The organism is Enterobacter sp. 120016 (assembly GCF_018383635.1).
Classification (GTDB): domain Bacteria; phylum Pseudomonadota; class Gammaproteobacteria; order Enterobacterales; family Enterobacteriaceae; genus Enterobacter; species Enterobacter asburiae_D.
Map to the genome: position 1 here is coordinate 1 of NZ_JAHAWC010000011.1, position 17,842 is coordinate 17,842.

Genomic DNA, 17,842 nt, shown 5'->3' on the forward strand with positions numbered 1-17,842 from the left:
GGCATAAGCGACTCCATAAACGGGTTCTTATGCCTTAGTTGTAAGTGTCTACCATGTCCCCGAACAAGTGTTCACTATGTCCCCGGACCGTACAGTGGGAGAGGGTTAGGGTGAGGGGAACATACGGGTCTGGTGGTCATTCCGTTCACTTTATGTTCCTTGCTACTCTTTAACGACATAACCGGTGAACGTGCCAGGGTGGCTCAATCGCCACCACCCTGGCGACCCGGGCTCCCGGCGGTAAATCGCCGCTTCGCGGTACCCTCAGCTTATTCCTTCAGGCTATCGGGTCGGGCATGAGCCTGCATCCCTGCAGGCCACGCCCTCTCGGCGCATCCCTGCGCCTCGCCCCGGCCTTACGGAAACGCTTCGGCGATTTACAGCCGGACCAGGACATTGCTGTAAGCCAAAGGTTATTCTGAAGCAGTTGTTATCGCTTCTGATTACACCCTTAAATCGAGCGCCTGGACAACGCATCCGCGAGGACCGGATCCTGCTGCAGCTGTTTACACGCGGCAATCACCCCCTCAGGAAAGTCAACGTGTGCGATAAAATCCCGCCCGGCCGGGCCATAGCCGTTAACGTCATCATACAAACGCGGCAGTTCCCCCAGAACCAGTGACAGGTAGCGGTCAACGGGCCATAGTCCGCTATTGCCCCCGCAAAACTCCACGCCCTCTTTGCCGTTATGCAGTATCGGCGTAATCCCTGGGTGGCTTATCCACTCCGGTGACGCGGGTTCATCCTGACAAACGCGGGCAAACGTCGCCATCGTACGGCGCTGCATCGTCGGATCCTGCACCACCAGCACCCGCCCGGTTGCGCGCTGATGCTGTTTCAGCATGTTCCAGCTAAAACGCGCGTTCTCACCGCAGTTGGTGGAGCGATCTTCAATCCACAGGCGCGCCTCGGGGATCTGCCAGAACTCCCGCGCAATGTCTGCAAGAATGCTCGCTTCCGCCCGCCCTTCGACCTGTAAAGTGTGATAACGCGGATGACTGCGGATAGCTGAATATAAAAACGCGGTCGAGTGACCAATACCGCCGCTAATCAGGAGCGGGATTTCTCGCTGCGCGGCAATTCGACAGGCCGCCTCAATGGTCGGGATCACCGCGTTCCCTGCCAGAATTACCGCATCGACGTCCGGGTGCAGGCGGCTGCCGCTCAGGTCATCCTGCGCCAGCCATTCACCGACAGTATTGATGGCCGCCAGCGTGGCATCCGGCAGGATGGGAAAATGGGGCTGAACCATGGTGAACTCCTCGTTTGTGTCTCTTCAGGTTAGCGGCTTCTAACGGATAAAGCAGATGCGAGATCTGAAACCAGACGTTGTTTTATCGCCCAAATTGTCATTTTTCTGAAATAACCAGAAACATCCAAAAACAATCGGGTTGCACCTGCTTATTATGCTTTTAGTTTTCCATCATACAAAACATCCTGTTGCTCGCGCTCTCTGAAAAAGCACCCAACGCTGCTTATTTCGTCGTGATCTGACCAGTTTCATTCCCCGTGAGCTTGCCAAATGTAACATCAAAACCTAAGTTGCTTAACAATTTCACAACCACTTCATCATTGCAGGTTGCACCTGAAGCGCGCCAGGTGACACCTATAACTTTTATCAATGTGGCGGAGTTTCAGGTCATGACAGAACATGAAAGTACGACGACGGTATTACGAAAAAATAAGAAGGTGTTAATCGCCAGCCTTACCGGGAGCGCCATTGAATGGTTTGACTATTTTCTCTACGGTACGGCGGCCGCGCTGGTCTTTAATAAGATCTTTTTCCCGATGGTCGATCCGGTGATCGGACTCATACTCTCTTATCTCTCGTTCTCATTAACCTTTTTTATTCGTCCCATTGGCGGGGTCCTTTTCGCCCATATCGGTGACCGCATCGGACGTAAAAAAACCCTCGTTCTCACCCTCTCACTTATGGGAGGTGCAACCGTCATGATCGGCCTGCTGCCCACGTATGAGATGATTGGCCTGTGGGCTCCCGCTCTGCTGATCCTGATGCGTATCATTCAGGGGATGGGCATCGGCGGTGAATGGGGCGGCGCGCTGTTGCTGGCCTATGAATACGCGCCCGAAAAACGTAAAGGCTTCTTCGGCAGTATTCCGCAGGCGGGCGTCACCATCGGCATGCTGATGGCAACCTTTATCGTTTCGCTGATGACGCTTTTCAGCGAGGAGGATTTCCTCTCCTGGGGCTGGCGCATCCCGTTCCTGCTGAGCTCGGTTCTGGTGTTGCTTGGCCTGTGGATCCGTAAGGACATCGACGAGACGCCTGATTTCAAGAAGGTAAAACAATCGGGTCAGGTGGCGAAGGCCCCACTACGCGATACGCTGAAGCATCACTGGCGCGAAGTGTTGATTGCCGCCGGTTTAAAGGTTGTGGAAACCGCTCCGTTCTATATTTTCTCAACGTTCGTGGTGAGCTATGCCACCAGCACGCTGGCCTATCAGAAATCGCAGGCGCTGGAAGCCGTGACGCTGGGAGCCCTGGTGGCCACGGTTATGATTCCGTTAATGGGACTTCTCTCGGATAAAATTGGCCGTCAACGCATGTATGCCACCAGCGTCTTCATCCTGGGTTTGTTTATCGTGCCGTGGTTTATGCTGCTCAATACCGGAACAACCTGGGGCATTGTGCTCGCGACGGTCATCGCCTTTGGCGTGTTGTGGGCACCGGTAACGGCGGTACTCGGTACGCTGTGCTCTGAAATTTTTAGTGCAAACGTACGCTACACCGGCATTACGCTCGGTTATCAGCTGGGTGCCGCGCTGGCAGGCGGTACCGCGCCGCTGATTGCCACCGGACTGCTGGCAAAATATGACGGCGACTGGGTTCCGGTGGCCTGGTATCTTGCCGTCACGGTAGTCATTTCCCTAATCGCGATTTTCTGCGCCAGCCGCGTCAAGCGAGCGTCCCACCTGCAGGCGCAACCCGAACATCTCTGACATTGTCGGCCCGACATTCGGGCCGCTCTTTTTCCTTAAACTTCCCTTCTACATTTGATTAACATGCGTAAATCATATTCACTTGAATTATCATTTGCGGCAGACGTAGAATCGCTAGCCCGCTAATTATTCAACTATTTCTAAGGTAAACGACGTTATGCGCCTGCCCGAACGCGACCCTTATGCTCCTCGCGAGTGGCAGCCACATGAGAAACCCGCCCTACTGGGTTCGCCTTCCACACCCGAGCACACTACGCCAAAACGTATTGCCTACGGCGTCGTTGGCCTGCTGGTGTGCCTGACGGGAGCGCTGGGAAATGCGGTGGTGACCGCCAACCTGCAAAATCTGCAGGGTACCTTCGGGGCCTGGTCGACCGAAATCGCCTGGCTGCCCGCGGTCTACGTCATGACCAACATCTCTATCAACCTGCTGCTGGTTAAGTTCCGCCAGCAGTACGGTCTGCGCGCCTTCACGGAAGGTTTTCTGGTGCTGTACGTGCTGGTGACCTTTTTCCACCTGTTCGTTAACGATCTCAGTTCGGCGCTAATGGTTCGCGCCGCGCACGGGATGGTGGCCGCCGCGCTCAGCTCGCTGGGGATTTACTATCAGATCCAGGCCTGGCCTGCGAAACACCGCCTGAAGGCGCTCACCATCGGGATTACCGGGTCGTCACTCGCTATCCCTCTGGCCCGCCTGTTTTCGACCGAACTGCTGCAGCTGGACGAGTGGCGCGGGCTCTATTTCTTCGAGCTCGGGCTGGCGCTGATCTCCCTGGCCTGCGTAATAGCCTTAAAACTGCCGCCGGGCGACAGGCGCAAGGTCTTTGAGAAGAAAGACTTCATCACCTTCTTTTTAATGGCCCCGGGAATGGCCCTGCTCTGCGCCGTGCTCTCTTTAGGCCGTCTTGACTGGTGGTTCGAGGCGCCGTGGATCGGCTGGTCGCTGGCGCTGTCGCTGGTATTAATTGTGTCTGCCATCGTCTTTGAACATAACCGCACCAACCCGCTGCTGAACACCCGCTGGCTGTCGAGCGGCAGCATCGTCCGTCTGGGGCTCATCATGCTGCTGATCCGTATCGTGCTGGCAGAGCAAAACACCGGCGTCATCGGCTGGCTTCAGTACGTGGGGTTACAGAACGAGCAGATGACCCACCTGGCGTGGTCCATTTTCGCCGGGATCGTCTGTGGGATCGTCACCAGCTGTCTCACCATCAAGCCGACGAAACTTGCGTGGCCAATCATCACCTCTCTGGCGCTGATGATTGTTGCCTCGCTGCTGGACAGCCAGTCCAACAACCTGACCCGGCCGGATCAGCTGATGCTAAGCCAGTTTCTGCTGGGCTTCGGCAGCGCCTTCTTCCTGGCACCCGCCATGCTGGCCGCCATTGGCGGGGTGATCGCCGATCCGCGCAACCTGGTCAGCTTCTCGGTGATGTTTGGCATGAGTCAGAACCTTGGCGGCCTGCTGGGTTCCGCGATCCTCGGGACCTTCCAGACCTGGCGCGAGAAGTACCACTCTAGCCTGCTGGCGGACCAGCTCACCACGCTCAATCCGCTGGTCAACGAGCGTATCCAGATTTACACCCAGATGTACCAAAGCCTGATTGGCGACAGTTCGCTGCTGGGAACGCAGGCGATAACGCAGCTGCAAACGGCGACCTCGCTGGAGGCGAATATTCTGGCTTACAACGATACTTATCTGCTGACGGCGAGCATCGCTGCCGCCACGCTGGTCTGGATTTTATGGCGCTTGCTGCGCCTGCGCATCACTGCCCGTATGGCGCTTAAGAACGCCACCGGCAATAAATAATTGAAATAGTTCTGGAGAGTTTATGAGTCAGCAGGATGCCGCCAAAGAGCAGGCCAACACCCGCAAAAATGTGCGCATTGTTTCCGTTTTCACCGCCGCTGCCATCGGTATTGTCGGCGTACTGGTGATCCTTTATGCGTGGCAGCTGCCGCCGTTCACCCGCCACGCGCAGTTTACCGACAACGCCTACGTGCGCGGTCAGACGACGTTTATCAGCCCCCAGGTGAATGGCTATATCACCGAGGTGAAGGTTCAGGACTTTGTGCAGGTTAAAAAAGGCGACCTGCTGCTGCAGATTGATGACCGCATCTATCGTCAGCGCGTGCATCAGGCCGAGGCACAGCTGGCGATGAAAATTGCCGCGCTCAATAACAACCTGCAGCAGCGTAAAAGCGCCGAAGCGACGATCGCCAAAAACGACGCGGCGCTGAAGAATGCGCGCGCCCAGAGCCTGAAAACGCAGGCAGATTTAAAGCGCGTGAAGGATCTGACGGCTGATGGTTCCCTTTCTATTCGCGAGCGCGACGCGGCGCTGGCCAGCGCCGCCCAGGGCAGCGCCGATATCGACCAGGCTAAAGCCACGCTTGAGATGTCGCGTCAGGATCTGCAGACGGTGATTGTCAATCGCGGCGCGCTGGAGGCGGATGTCGAAAACGCGAAAGCGGCGCTGGAGCTGGCGCAGATTGACCTGCAAAACACCCGCATTATCGCCCCGCGCGACGGTCAGCTCGGCCAGATAGCCGTGCGTCTCGGGGCGTATGTGACCGCCGGGACCCATCTCACCACCCTTGTGCCGCCTCAGCACTGGGTCATTGCCAATATTAAAGAGACCCAGCTTGCGGAGCTGCGCGTTGGTCAGCCTGTCAAATTCACCGTCGATGCGCTGAACAACAAAGCGTATCAGGGCCGCGTGGAGAGTATTTCGCCGGCAACCGGGGTTGAATTCAGCGCCATCACGCCGGACAACGCCACCGGCAACTTTGTCAAAATCGCCCAGCGTATTCCGGTGCGCATCGAGGTGCTCGGCGAGCCAGAGGCGATCGCGCTGCTGCGTCCGGGCATGTCGGTGCAGGTGACCATTGATACGCGGGAGGCGAAGCCATGATCCTTCGCCCGATAGCCGGTCTGGTGCTGGCGGTGATGCTCGCCGGATGCCAGTCCGTCGACGTAAAACCGGCTCAGCCGACGCTGCAAATCCCCACCCAGTGGCGCGCCGATTCCGGTCCTGCCAGCCCGGCGGAGCAGCTCTGGTGGCGCAATTTCCATGACAACAACCTCAACCGCTATGTGGATCAGGCGCTTAAGAACAATAGCGACGTGCTGATCGCCCGCGAACGGATTAACGAGTATCAGGCGCGGGTCTTTGCGGCCGACGGCAGCCTGTTTCCTTCGCTTGACGCGGGCGTAACGGGGACGCGCGCCCGTTCGCAATCCGCCGCGACCGGGCTGCCGGTCTACGGCACGCTGTACAGAGGTAGCCTGACGGCGAGCTATGACGTTGATATCTGGGGCGTCAACCGCAGCACGGCCAGTGCCGCCGAAGCCTCGCTTGAGGCGCAAAAAGCCGCCGCTGCCGCCGCGGATTTGACCGTTGCGTCTTCCGTTGCCTCCGGGTATGTCACCCTGCTCTCGCTTGACGAACAGCTGCGCGTGACCGAATCGACGCTGAAATCACGCGAAGAGGCATTTAACCTCGCGAAACGTCAGTTTGAGACGGGCTACAGCTCGCGTCTGGAGCTGATGCAGTCGGATTCCGAGCTGCGCTCGACGCGAGCGCAGGTTCCCTTGCTGCAGCATCAGATTGCGCAGCAGGAGAACGCCCTGAGCCTGCTGCTGGGAAGCAATCCCGGCGCAGTAGCGCGCAGCGAAAGCTATGCGACGCTGACGCCGCTGAAGCTGCCGTCACAGCTGCCGTCTACGCTCCTGAACCGTCGACCGGATATCGTTCAGGCCGAACGACAGCTGGTTGCGGCAGACGCCTCGCTTGCCGCGTCGCGCGCGAGCCTGCTGCCGTCGATCAACCTGACCGCGACCGGATCGGTCCAGGATCGTACCCTTTCAGGCCTGCTGGACAACCCGCTTCAGCTCTGGAGCGTCGGGGGCAGTATTCTTGCCCCGCTGCTGAACCGCCAGGCGCTGAATGCGCAGGTAGACATTTCCCAGTCCCAGCGGAACCAGGCGCTGTACGCCTATGAAAAAACCGTGCGTAACGCGTTTGCCGAAGTGAACAACAGCCTTGATGCTTTTACGCGCTATCAGGAACAGCTGACGGAGCTGCTTGCACAGCAGGATGTGGCGCAGGAGACGCTGCGCATTGCGCAGAATCGCTATCGCAACGGTTATTCATCCTATCTGGACGTGCTGGACGCGCAGCGCACGCTGTTCTCGGTTCAGACCAGCGTCGTACAGGCTAAAAATAACCTGCTGCTGGCGCAGGTTGATTTGTATAAAGCGCTGGGCGGCGGCTGGAAGAACGCATGAACCGCCTTGCGCGCTGATGCCCTCACCCCGACCCTCTCCCACAGGGAGAGGGAGAAAAATCCAAGGAGTCAATCTATGCAACAACAATGGTCTGCAGTAGATAATTACATGATTTCTTCGCTTATTCCTGAAGATGACGTGCTGAGTCAGGTACTGGAAAACAACAAGCGCGCCGGGCTACCTGAACACGATGTTGCGGCCAATCAGGGGCAGCTGCTGGCGCTGTTCGTGCGCATGACGCAGGCAAGACGCATTCTTGAGATCGGGACGCTGGGTGCCTATAGCTCAATCTGGATGGCGCGCACCCTGCCGCCGGACGGAAAGCTGATTACGCTTGAGGCTGACCCGACGCATGCCGATGTTGCCCGCCAGAATATTCGCCTCGCGGGGCTGAACGATCGTATTGAATTAATTGAAGGCCCGGCGCTGAACTCGCTGGAGAATTTCGGTGACGTTCCGCCGTTTGACCTGATCTTTATTGATGCCGATAAGCCAAACAATCCCGGCTATCTGGAGTGGGCGCTGCACTATTCCCGTCCCGGCACGGTGATTATCGGCGATAACGTGGTGCGCGACGGCGAGGTCATTAACGGACAAAGCGACGACGCGCGCGTGCTGGGCGTGCGGCGTTTTATCGAGATGATTGGGGATAACCCGCGCTTAACCGCCACCGCGCTGCAAACGGTGGGGGTTAAGGGATGGGATGGGTTTACGCTGGCAATGGTGAACGGGTGAAAATTGTGCGGCCTGATGCCCTCACCCCGACCCTCTCCCACAGGGAGAGGGAGAAAACCGGGCAAGGGTTTTAACCGGAGATCTGCTCCATCGCCTGCAGAATACGCTTATCCGAAATCGGATACGGCGTACCGAGCTGCTGGGCAAAGAAGCTGACGCGCAGCTCCTCGATCATCCAGCGGATCGCCTGAACGTCTTCATCGTCGCGGCGCGCCGGCGGCAGCTTGTTTAGCCACTGCTGCCACGCCTGCTGCACGCTTTCCACTTTCAGCATCTGCGCGCGATCGCGGTGCGGGTCGATAGCCATTTTTTCCAGACGTTTTTCAATCGCCTGCAGATAGCGCAGCGTATCGCCGAGACGGTTGAAGCCGTTGCCGGTGACAAAGCCGCGATAGACCAGCCCCGCCATCTGCGCCTTCACGTCCGACAGACCCAGCGCCATGGTCATATCCACGCGCCCCTTCAGGCGCTTGTTGATATTGAACACGGCGGTGAGGATCTGCTCGACCTGTTTGGCAATCTCCACCACGGTGTCGTTCAGCTCCGCGCGCACCTTTTCATGAAGCTGAGCAAAGCCCTCTTCCGTCCAGACCGGACCGCCCGCCTCGTGGATCAGCTTGTCCACGCCGCAGGAGATGCAGTCGTCAATCAGATCCAGCACCTTGCCGTACGGGTTAAAGTACAGCCCCAGCTTGGCTTTGTTCGGCAGCTTCTCGTGCAGATACTTAATCGGAGACGGAATGTTCAGCAGCAGCAGGCGACGCAGCCCGCGCCACATCATCTGCTGCTGTTCCAGCGGGTTATCGAACAGTTTGATCGCCACGCTGTCGCGCTCGTCCACCAGCGCAGGCCAGGCTTTGACCTTATAGTTACCGCGCTTCTGTTCGTAGCTTTCCGGAAGCTGACCAAAGCTCCAGATATGTAGCCCGCTCTGCTCGATACCGTCGTCCGCCACCGCAGAAAGCGTCTCCTGAACTTTCCCTTTCAGCGACTCTTTCAGCTCGCTCAGCGAACGTCCTTCCAGCAGCTTTTTGTTTTTATCATCCACCACGCGGAAGCTGATTTTCAGGTGATCGGGCACCTGATCCCAGTTCCAGTCATCGCGGTCGATGGTGGTGCCGGTCATGCGCCGGAATTCACGCTCCAGCGCGTCCAGCAGCGGCAGCTCCAGCGGCGTGACGCGGCCTAAAAACGCTTCCGCGTAGTTTGGCGCAGGCACAAAGTTGCGGCGCACCGGCTTAGGCAGGGATTTGATCAGCGCAATCACCAGCTCGCGGCGCAGGCCGGGGATTTGCCACTCAAACCCGCCCTCATCGACCTGGTTTAACAGCGGCAGCGGAATATGAACGGTCACGCCATCCGCGTCGGCACCCGGTTCAAACTGATACGTCAGACGCAGCTTGAGGTTGCCCTGATGCCAGAAGTTCGGGTAGTCGAGCTTGCTGACCGACTCCGCCCCCTCTTTAATCAGCATGCTCTTTTCGAAGTTGAGCAGGTCCGGCGTCTCTTTGCTGGCTTTCTTCCACCAGCTGTCAAAATGGCGGGCGGAAATAACCTCGTGGCTAATACGCTGATCGTAAAACTCAAACAGCGCCTCATCGTCCACCAGAATGTCGCGGCGGCGGGACTTGTGCTCAAGCTCCTCCACTTCGGCGCGCAGCTTCAGGTTTTCGCGGAAGAAGGCGTGGCGCGTCTGCCAGTCCCCCTCCACCAGCGCGTGGCGGATAAACAGCTCGCGGCTGAGCGCAGGGTCAATCTGGCTGTAGTTGACCTTACGCGCGGCGACCACCGGCAGGCCGTAAACGGTCACCTTCTCGGTCGCCATTACCGCGCCCTGCGCGCGCTCCCAGTGCGGTTCACTGTACGAGCGTTTCAGCAGGTGCTGAGCCACCGGCTCCACCCATTCCGGATCGATACGCGCGGCAATGCGCCCCCACAGGCGGCTGGTTTCCACCAGCTCCGCAACCATGGTCCATTTCGGCGGCTTCTTGAACAGGCCGGAACCGGGGAAGATGGAGAAACGGGCGTTACGCGCGCCGGTATACTCCTGCTTTTCGGCGTCCTTCATCCCAATGTGGGACAGCAGGCCGGTCAGCAGCGCGATGTGAATTTCGCGGTACTCCGCCGGTTCGCTGTTAACCGGAATGCCCAGCTCTTTCACCACCTGGCGCAGCTGGGTGTAGATATCCTGCCACTCGCGCACGCGCAGGTAGTTGAGAAAATCCACGCGGCACTGACGGCGGAACTGGTTCGAGGAGAGCGCTTTCTGCTGCTCGCCGAGATAGTTCCACAGGTTTACGAAGGCGAGGAAATCGGACTCTTTGTCGTGGAAGCGACGATGCTTTTCGTCAGACGCCTGCTGTTTGTCCATCGGACGCTCGCGCGGATCCTGAATGGAGAGCGCCGAGGTAATGATCATCGCCTCGCGCACGCAGCCGTGCTTTTGCGCTTCCAGCACCATACGGGCCAGGCGCGGATCCACCGGCAGCTGGCTGAGCTGGCGGCCCAGCGGCGTCAGCTTGTAGACCGTGGCCTGCTCGTCGGTGGTAATGGCGCCGAGCTCTTCCAGCAGACGTACGCCGTCCTGAATGTTGCGTTTGTCCGGCGCTTCGACAAACGGGAACGCCGCGATATCGCCCAGCCCCAGCGCGGTCATCTGCAGGATAACGGACGCCAGGTTGGTACGCAGAATTTCCGGGTCGGTAAATTCCGGACGCGACAGGAAATCATCTTCGGAATAGAGGCGAATACAGATCCCTTCCGACACGCGGCCGCAGCGGCCTTTACGCTGGTTGGCGGAAGCCTGGGAGACCGGCTCAATCGGCAGCCGCTGGACCTTGGTGCGGTAGCTGTAGCGGCTGATGCGCGCCGTGCCCGGGTCGATAACGTATTTAATCCCCGGCACGGTCAGCGAGGTTTCCGCCACGTTGGTCGCCAGAACGATGCGTCGCCCGCCGTGCGGCTGGAATACGCGGTTCTGCTCGCTGTTTGACAGGCGCGCGTAAAGCGGCAGGATCTCCGTGTGGCGCAGATCGCGCTTGCTGAGCGCATCGGCAGTGTCGCGGATTTCGCGCTCGCCGCTCATGAAGATCAGAATGTCGCCCGCGCTTTCGTTGCCCAGCTCGTCAACGGCATCGAAGATGGCCTGCAGCTGGTCGCGCTCGGTATCATCCGCCTCTTCAACAATCGGGCGATAGCGCACCTCAACCGGATAGGTACGGCCAGAGACTTCGATAATCGGCGCATTGTTGAAATGCTTTGAGAAGCGTTCCGGGTCGATGGTCGCGGAGGTGATGATGATTTTCAGATCCGGGCGACGCGGCAGCAGCTCTTTCAGGTAGCCGAGCAGGAAGTCGATGTTCAGGCTTCGCTCGTGCGCTTCGTCAATGATGATGGTGTCGTACTGCATCAGCAGGCGATCCTGCTGGATTTCCGCCAGCAGAATACCGTCGGTCATCAGCTTGACCATGGTGTTATCGCTAACGTGGTCGCTGAATCGCACCTTGTAACCAATGCAGCCGCCCGGCTCCGTTTGCAGCTCTTCGGCAATACGGTTCGCCACGGTACGCGCCGCCAGTCGACGCGGCTGGGTGTGGCCAATCAGTCCTTTTAGCCCGCGCCCCAGCTCCATACAGATTTTCGGCAGCTGGGTGGTTTTCCCCGAACCGGTTTCCCCCGCGACAATCACCACCTGGTGGTCGCGTACGGCCTCAAGGATGTCCTGTTTTTTCTGGCTGACGGGCAGGTTTTCCGGGTAGGTAATCGCCGGACGCGCGGCTTCGCGCAGCACAACTTTCCCTGCCGCCTGTTCAATCTCTTTCGCCATCTCCTGGTAAATGGCCTGTTGTGCATCAGGATTTTTAACCTTCTTCACGCCGTGCAGACGGCGGGCAAAGCGCTGTTTATCGCGCAGCATCAGAGAATCAAGCTGTTGCAGGAGCATCGGGAAGGTTAATTTTTGTTGTTCTGTCATAGCGTTAAAGGGCAGTACACGCCCTGATAAACTCTCTTTTTAATGATTGCTATAGAGTACCACATCGACGCCTTTAGCGCCTTATTCAAAAAATTCGAACATAGGCTTCGATATATTGCGCTATCTCTGTGGCAGGATTGTGAATAGAGTGTCAACAAGCAACGGGGCAACCCCCTTCAATCAAATGCAACAACAGGAATCACCCATGAGCAAAGTATTAGTTTTGAAATCCAGTATTCTGGCAGGGTACTCTCAGTCTGGTCAGCTGTCTGATTACTTCGTTGAACAGTGGCGTGAACAGCATTCTGCTGACGAAATCACCGTGCGTGACCTGGCTGCAAACCCAATTCCTGTGCTGGATGGCGAGCTGGTTGGCGCGCTGCGCCCAAGCGATGCACCGCTGTCTCCACGTCAGCAGGAAGCTCTGGCCCTGTCCGACGAGCTGATTGCTGAGCTGCAGGCGCACGACGTTATCGTCATCAACGCCCCAATGTACAACTTCAACATTCCTACCCAGCTGAAGAACTACTTCGACCTGGTGGCTCGCGCTGGCGTAACCTTCCGTTACACCGAGAACGGTCCTGAAGGTCTGGTGAAAGGCAAGCGTGCGGTTGTACTGACCAGCCGTGGCGGCATCCATAAAGACACCCCAACCGACCTGGTTGCGCCGTACCTGAGCCTGTTCCTGGGCTTCATCGGCATCACTGACGTGAACTTCGTGTTCGCGGAAGGTATCGCTTACGGTCCGGAAGTGGCGACCAAAGCGCAGACCGATGCGAAAGCCGCAATCGACAGCCTGGTTGCAGCGTAAGATTTTGCCCTCTCACCGCCAGGTGGGAGGGTTTTTCTTTTCTCCCGCATTTCGTTATCATCCGCTCCCACTCTCCAGCCGGGCGGCCTGATGTCTGCGATTACTGATTCTTTTATAGCCCCACCGTGTCACGACGACATTGAGATCCTCTGGCAGGATGAACATCTGCTGCTGATCAATAAACCTTCCGGTCTGCTCAGCCTCTCGGGCAAAAATCCGCAAAACCTTGATTCTGTCCATTATCGTCTGGTCCAGACGTTCCCCGGCTGCACGCTGGTACACCGTCTGGATTTTGGCACGTCCGGGCTGATGGTGGTTGCGCGCAATAAGGCCATCAACGCGGCGCTGTGCCAGCAGTTCAGCCAGCGCAGCGTGGAGAAAGTCTACAGCGCCCTGCTTTGCGGACATCTGGAAAACGACGAGGGAGTGATAGACGCGCCGATCGCCAAAGACCCTGCGCTGTTCCCGCTGATGTCGATCTGCGCTATCAACGGTAAACCCGCCCGCTCCCGCTATCGGGTGGTGGAACGATTTTATCAGGGGACAGGACTGCCGTTAACGCGGGTGAAACTGACACCGGAGACCGGGCGAACCCATCAGCTGCGTATTCACTGCCAGCAGCTGGGGCACCCTATTCTGGGCTGCGATCTGTATGGCGGTCTTGACGCGCCGGGGACTGAGGAAACGCCCCGGCTGATGCTGCATGCCAGCGAGTTGAATTTTATTCATCCCGTGAGCGGAGAGCCGGTTAACGCCCGTCACGCCGCCCCGTTCTGAATGCGGTTTACCACATCAAATCGTCAGGGATTTTGAAGTCCGCGTACGGATCGTCTTCGTCCTGTTCTTCCTGACTGAGCGCGCTGTTTAACACGATGCTGTCGGCATCGCGCTGGGCAATTTTATCGGCCACCACCGCCGGAATAATCGCGTATTCACAGTCGCCGCTGGCGTTAATGACCAGACGGGCAATAGCCAGACGGCCGTTGATCAGCTGAGCCTGAGTTTGCTTGTCGACCTCGATTTTTTTGATGAGATTGCCGTCGGTGAAGTTAAAGGTAATGTTGCCTCTCGCCACGGTGATGCGGTTCATCTCAATCAGCTGCTTCACCTGTGCTTTAAACTCTTTCGCCAGCACGGCCTGCTTCTGCTGCTCGCTCAGCTGCTTGTCGCGCTCGATCTGCGCCTTTTTGTTCTCTTCTACCGCTTCACGAGCTTCACGCGCCTGAACGCGTGATTTCTTTGCCGTGCGCTGCACTTTCGCCGCTTTCTTGCTGCTGACTAAGCCCGCTTTCAGCATCTGCTCTTGTAAGGTGAGTTTTGTCATGATCGTTTCTAAACCGGTTGGAAATTTTGGGGATTATAGCGGGAATTGAGGAAAGAGTGCGACATTAGCAGAACCGTAGGCCGGGTAAGCGCAGCGCCACCCGGCATGAAGGCAGCGACACCTCAAGCATTACACTTCATGAACTTCGCTCATGTTGCATTGAAATTAAGTCACTTCCCCTACGCTGCGGGCTCAGGCATAAATTATGCATCGGCAACTTCTTAGCAACATGAACTTAGGATGCATAACCACAATGAGCAAAGCTTTCACATATACCCTTAAGCGCAGTTGCTTCGATGAGAATTACAACCCGTCAGAAAATACGCGTACGACCACCAACTTTGCCAACCTGGCGCGCGGTGAAAAACGTCAGGAAAACCTGCGCAATACGCTGGTGATGATCAACAACCGCTTTAACGCCTTAGCGCGCTGGGATAACCCAAACGCCGATCGCTACGCGGTTGAGCTTGAAATCATCTCTGTCGATTTGAACATTGGCGCGGAAAAACCGTTCCCGGCCATTGAGATATTGCAAACCACTATTGTCGACAAAAAAAATAACCTGCGTATCCCAGGCATCGTCGGGAATAACTTCTCTTCTTACGTGCGGGACTATGATTTCAGCGTGCTGCTGCTGGAACACAACAAGAACCAGCCGCACTTCAGCATTCCGGAAAAGTTTGGCGAACTGCACGGCAATATTTTCCGCCACTTTGTGAATTCGCCGGAATACAAAGAGAACTTCAGAAAGGGACCGGTGATCTGCCTGAGCGTCTCCAGCAAAGACACCTACCGCCGCACCGGTAACCAGCACCCCGTGCTGGGCATTGAGTATCAGCCGGATGGCGAGTCGCTAACGGAACAGTACTTCGCGAAGATGGGCCTGCAGGTTCGCTATTTCATGCCGGAAAACAGCGTGGCGCCTTTCGCGTTCTTCTTTACCGGGGATTTGCTGAGTGATTACACCGATCTGGAACTGATTGCCACCATCAGCACGATGGAGACGTTCCAGAAAATCTATCGCCCGGAAATTTATAACGCAAACTCGACGGCGGGACTGTACTACCGACCGGATCTGAACCAGCAGGATCACTCCTTAACCAAAATTGTCTATGACCGGGAAGAGCGAAGCCAGCTGGCGATTGAACAGGGCCGCTTTACCGAAGCGTACTTCATTAAGCCTTACCAACATATTCTTGAGCAGTGGTCTGATAACTACACGCTTTAATTCATTCAAAAAGGTCTTTTATTATGAAAACATTGCTCCCGACGTCTACGGCTGGCAGCCTCCCTAAGCCGACCTGGCTTGCACAACCCGAAACGCTGTGGTCACCCTGGAAATTACAGGATCAAGAACTGCTGGCGGGTAAACAGGATGCGCTGCGTCTGTCTCTGGATGAGCAGATCCGTGCGGGAATCGATATTGTCAGCGACGGGGAACAGACCCGCCAGCACTTCGTCACCACCTTTATTGAACACCTGAGCGGCGTGGATTTCGAAAATCGCCAGACGGTACGCATTCGTAACCGCTATGACGCCAGCGTGCCGACCGTGGTTTCAGCCGTTGCGCGTCAGAAGCCGGTATTCGTGGACGATGCGAAGTATCTGCGCCAGCTGACGGAAAAGCCAATCAAATGGGCCCTGCCCGGGCCGATGACCATGATCGACACCCTTTACGACGCGCACTATAAAAGCCGTGAAAAGCTGGCCTGGGAATTCGCCAAAATCCTCAATCAGGAAGCGCGTGAGCTAGAGGCCGCAGGCGTCGATATTATCCAGTTTGATGAACCGGCATTTAACGTCTTTTTTGACGAGGTGAACGACTGGGGTATCGCCGCGCTGGAGCGCGCCGTTGAAGGGCTGAAGTGCGAAACCGCCGTACACATCTGCTACGGCTACGGCATCAAAGCCAATACGGACTGGAAAAAGACGCTCGGCTCAGAATGGCGCCAGTATGAAGAGGCCTTCCCTAAGCTGCAGACGTCTAACATCGACATCATCTCCCTGGAATGCCACAACTCCCGCGTGCCGATGGATCTGCTGGAGCTGATTCGCGGTAAGAAAGTGATGGTCGGCGCGATCGACGTGGCAACGAACGCCGTTGAAACGCCGGAGGAAGTCGCCGATACGCTGCGTAAAGCGCTGCAGTTTGTCGATGCGGACAAGCTTTACCCGTCAACCAACTGCGGTATGGCTCCTCTCTCCCGCGAGGTTGCTAACGGCAAGCTGAGAGCGCTCAGCGCTGGCGCAGAAATTATCCGCAAAGAGCTCGGCGCGTAATCCTTTACGTTTGCCAGTACGGCGGCGTACCAAAGTGCTCGATGTAATAATCAATCACCGCCCTGACGTTCAGGGGCGGATGTCGGGCATCAGGATATATCGCCGCAATAGCCTGCTGTTCCGTATTGATGGCACACTCCAGCGAAGGGAGGAGCGGTATCAGTTCGCCGCGCTGGAGCTGCTCGCTCACCAGCCAGTCCGGGAACAGCACGATCCCCATCCCACCCAGCGCCGCAGCCAGTAACGCTTCCGCATTATTGGAGGTCATCAATGGCGTAACGGGATAGTGTATCCACGCCTCGCCCCTCCTGCGAAACAGCCAGCGGTTAGGCCCTGACGATCCGCGATAGACAAGACAGTGATGACGGTTCAGATCGTCCGGCCCTTCAGGCGCACCCTGTTTTCGCACGTAGTCTGGCGATGCCGCCAGATGATAAATCTGCTGCCCGAACACCCGCGCATGAAACGAGGAGTCCGTCAGCACGCCAATCCGGAAGATCACGTCGGCGGCATCCCGATGGGGATCGATAAAATCATCGGTCAGCGTCAGCTCTACGCTGAGGCGGGGATAGCGTTCCGACAGGCCGGGAAGGCCGGGTGCAATATGCTTCTGACCAAAAAACACCGGTCCGTTAATGCGGATCGCGCCGGAAGGCTCCACCGCACGCGCGTCCAGCTCCCGGCGCGCCTCTTCCAGATTTTCCGCCATCGACCGGGCATAGCGAATAAACAGATGACCGCTTTCCGTCGGGATGACGGCCCGCGTATTGCGGTAGAAAAGCTGTTGACCGAGCGCATCCTCAAGCTGGTGGATCACGCGCGATATCTGCGAGGCCGATATCCCCTGCCGCCGCGCCACGACGGAGAAATTCTGCGCTTCATACACGTCAATAAAGATCAGCAGCGCGCGGACGTTGATGTTGCTGGCGTCGACCATTAATGCATATCCTGCAAAGGTGTTTCCAGCATTATGGCATTTTTCTCACGAGGCTGCCGACGTAATCTTCTTCGCCTGAAAACGGAGGAAGCGTAATGCAGTTTGTGTTGATTTTACTGGTGATTGCCGGCGGGATGGGCCTCTCCGTCGAGGCGGGACTGCTTGGGCCGCTGGGCGGCGAAGTGGGTGACTTATGGGCGACGTTCAGCATCTTCGGCGTAGGCGCCGCGCTGACGTTTCTGCTGATGCTGTTTTTCAGCCCGCGTAATAGCCCGTCGTTTTTCGCACAGCCCGGCTGGCAGCTGCTCGGCGGCGTGCTTGGCCCTGTTTACGTGGTCATTTTGACCGTTGCGACCCCCGCTATCGGCATCGCAATGACCATGATTGGCATTCTGGCCGGTCAGGTCTTTAAAAGCCTGATCATCGATCACTTTGGTCTGCTGGGTACGCCGCACCGGAAGATAAACGCGAAACGCATCGTGGCGCTGGTTTTTATTATTGCCGCACTGGTTCTGGTGGCACAGGGGTAA

At 57.2% G+C, this 17,842-nt stretch carries 14 protein-coding genes; 10 read left to right on the top strand and 4 right to left on the bottom strand.

The features are described from left to right. Positions 1-451 precede the first annotated feature (451 nt). The gene (locus tag KIF87_RS15620; protein WP_213329281.1) at positions 452-1,252 is read right to left on the bottom strand and encodes a YdcF family protein; all 801 of its coding nucleotides are present in this window, start codon (positions 1,250-1,252) and stop codon (positions 452-454) included. Between the two features lie 389 nt (positions 1,253-1,641). On the opposite strand from KIF87_RS15620, the gene KIF87_RS15625 reads away from it, so the two are divergent. The 5 genes from KIF87_RS15625 (at position 1,642) to KIF87_RS15645 (ending at position 7,987) form a co-directional block, all read left to right on the top strand. Continuing rightward, positions 1,642-2,961, top strand: coding sequence for an MFS transporter (locus KIF87_RS15625; RefSeq protein WP_213329284.1), 1,320 nt, complete (start codon positions 1,642-1,644; stop codon positions 2,959-2,961). A 157-nt stretch (positions 2,962-3,118) separates the two neighbouring features. Further along, positions 3,119-4,771 carry an MFS transporter gene (locus KIF87_RS15630; protein WP_213329287.1) on the top strand — a complete coding sequence of 551 codons (1,653 nt, stop codon included), beginning with the start codon at positions 3,119-3,121 and terminating at the stop codon, positions 4,769-4,771. A 22-nt stretch (positions 4,772-4,793) separates the two neighbouring features. Beyond that, entirely contained in the window at positions 4,794-5,876 is a 1,083-nt protein-coding gene (locus KIF87_RS15635; RefSeq protein WP_213329289.1) for an HlyD family secretion protein, read from the top strand. Next, positions 5,873-7,252, top strand: coding sequence for an efflux transporter outer membrane subunit (locus tag KIF87_RS15640; RefSeq protein WP_213329292.1), 1,380 nt, complete (start codon positions 5,873-5,875; stop codon positions 7,250-7,252). The genes KIF87_RS15635 and KIF87_RS15640 overlap by 4 nt, the downstream gene beginning before the upstream one ends. Before the next feature lie 75 nt (positions 7,253-7,327). Continuing rightward, positions 7,328-7,987: an O-methyltransferase gene (locus KIF87_RS15645; protein WP_213329295.1), complete on the top strand. Its 660-nt coding sequence runs from the start codon at positions 7,328-7,330 to the stop codon at positions 7,985-7,987. Positions 7,988-8,057: 70 nt separating this feature from the next. Here KIF87_RS15645 and hrpA read toward each other — a convergent pair whose 3' ends face one another. Further along, entirely contained in the window at positions 8,058-11,960 is a 3,903-nt protein-coding gene (hrpA, locus tag KIF87_RS15650) for an ATP-dependent RNA helicase HrpA (protein ID WP_213329298.1), read from the bottom strand. A 205-nt stretch (positions 11,961-12,165) separates the two neighbouring features. Here hrpA and azoR point away from each other — a divergent pair, with 205 nt between their 5' ends. Both azoR and KIF87_RS15660 read left to right on the top strand, forming a co-directional pair. Then, the gene (gene azoR / locus KIF87_RS15655) at positions 12,166-12,771 is read left to right on the top strand and encodes an FMN-dependent NADH-azoreductase (protein WP_080327161.1); all 606 of its coding nucleotides are present in this window, start codon (positions 12,166-12,168) and stop codon (positions 12,769-12,771) included. A 90-nt stretch (positions 12,772-12,861) separates the two neighbouring features. Continuing rightward, a complete protein-coding gene (locus tag KIF87_RS15660; protein ID WP_213329301.1) occupies positions 12,862-13,548 on the top strand; it encodes an RluA family pseudouridine synthase in 687 nt (228 codons plus the stop codon). A gap of 7 nt (positions 13,549-13,555) precedes the next feature. On the opposite strand, the gene KIF87_RS15665 is transcribed toward KIF87_RS15660, so the two are convergent. After that, entirely contained in the window at positions 13,556-14,095 is a 540-nt protein-coding gene (locus KIF87_RS15665; RefSeq protein WP_029740565.1) for a DUF2058 domain-containing protein, read from the bottom strand. Positions 14,096-14,348: 253 nt separating this feature from the next. Between KIF87_RS15665 and KIF87_RS15670 the strand changes: the two genes are divergently transcribed. Together KIF87_RS15670 and KIF87_RS15675 are read left to right on the top strand one after the other, a co-directional pair. After that, the gene (locus tag KIF87_RS15670; RefSeq protein WP_213329303.1) at positions 14,349-15,323 is read left to right on the top strand and encodes a DUF1852 domain-containing protein; all 975 of its coding nucleotides are present in this window, start codon (positions 14,349-14,351) and stop codon (positions 15,321-15,323) included. 23 nt (positions 15,324-15,346) lie between these two features. Beyond that, positions 15,347-16,375: a methionine synthase gene (locus tag KIF87_RS15675; protein WP_213329305.1), complete on the top strand. Its 1,029-nt coding sequence runs from the start codon at positions 15,347-15,349 to the stop codon at positions 16,373-16,375. Between the two features lie 4 nt (positions 16,376-16,379). On the opposite strand, the gene KIF87_RS15680 is transcribed toward KIF87_RS15675, so the two are convergent. Then, entirely contained in the window at positions 16,380-17,312 is a 933-nt protein-coding gene (locus tag KIF87_RS15680) for a LysR family transcriptional regulator (protein ID WP_213329307.1), read from the bottom strand. A 95-nt stretch (positions 17,313-17,407) separates the two neighbouring features. Here KIF87_RS15680 and KIF87_RS15685 point away from each other — a divergent pair, with 95 nt between their 5' ends. After that, positions 17,408-17,842, top strand: a complete 435-nt coding sequence (locus KIF87_RS15685; protein ID WP_023335619.1) for a DMT family transporter — start codon at positions 17,408-17,410, stop codon at positions 17,840-17,842.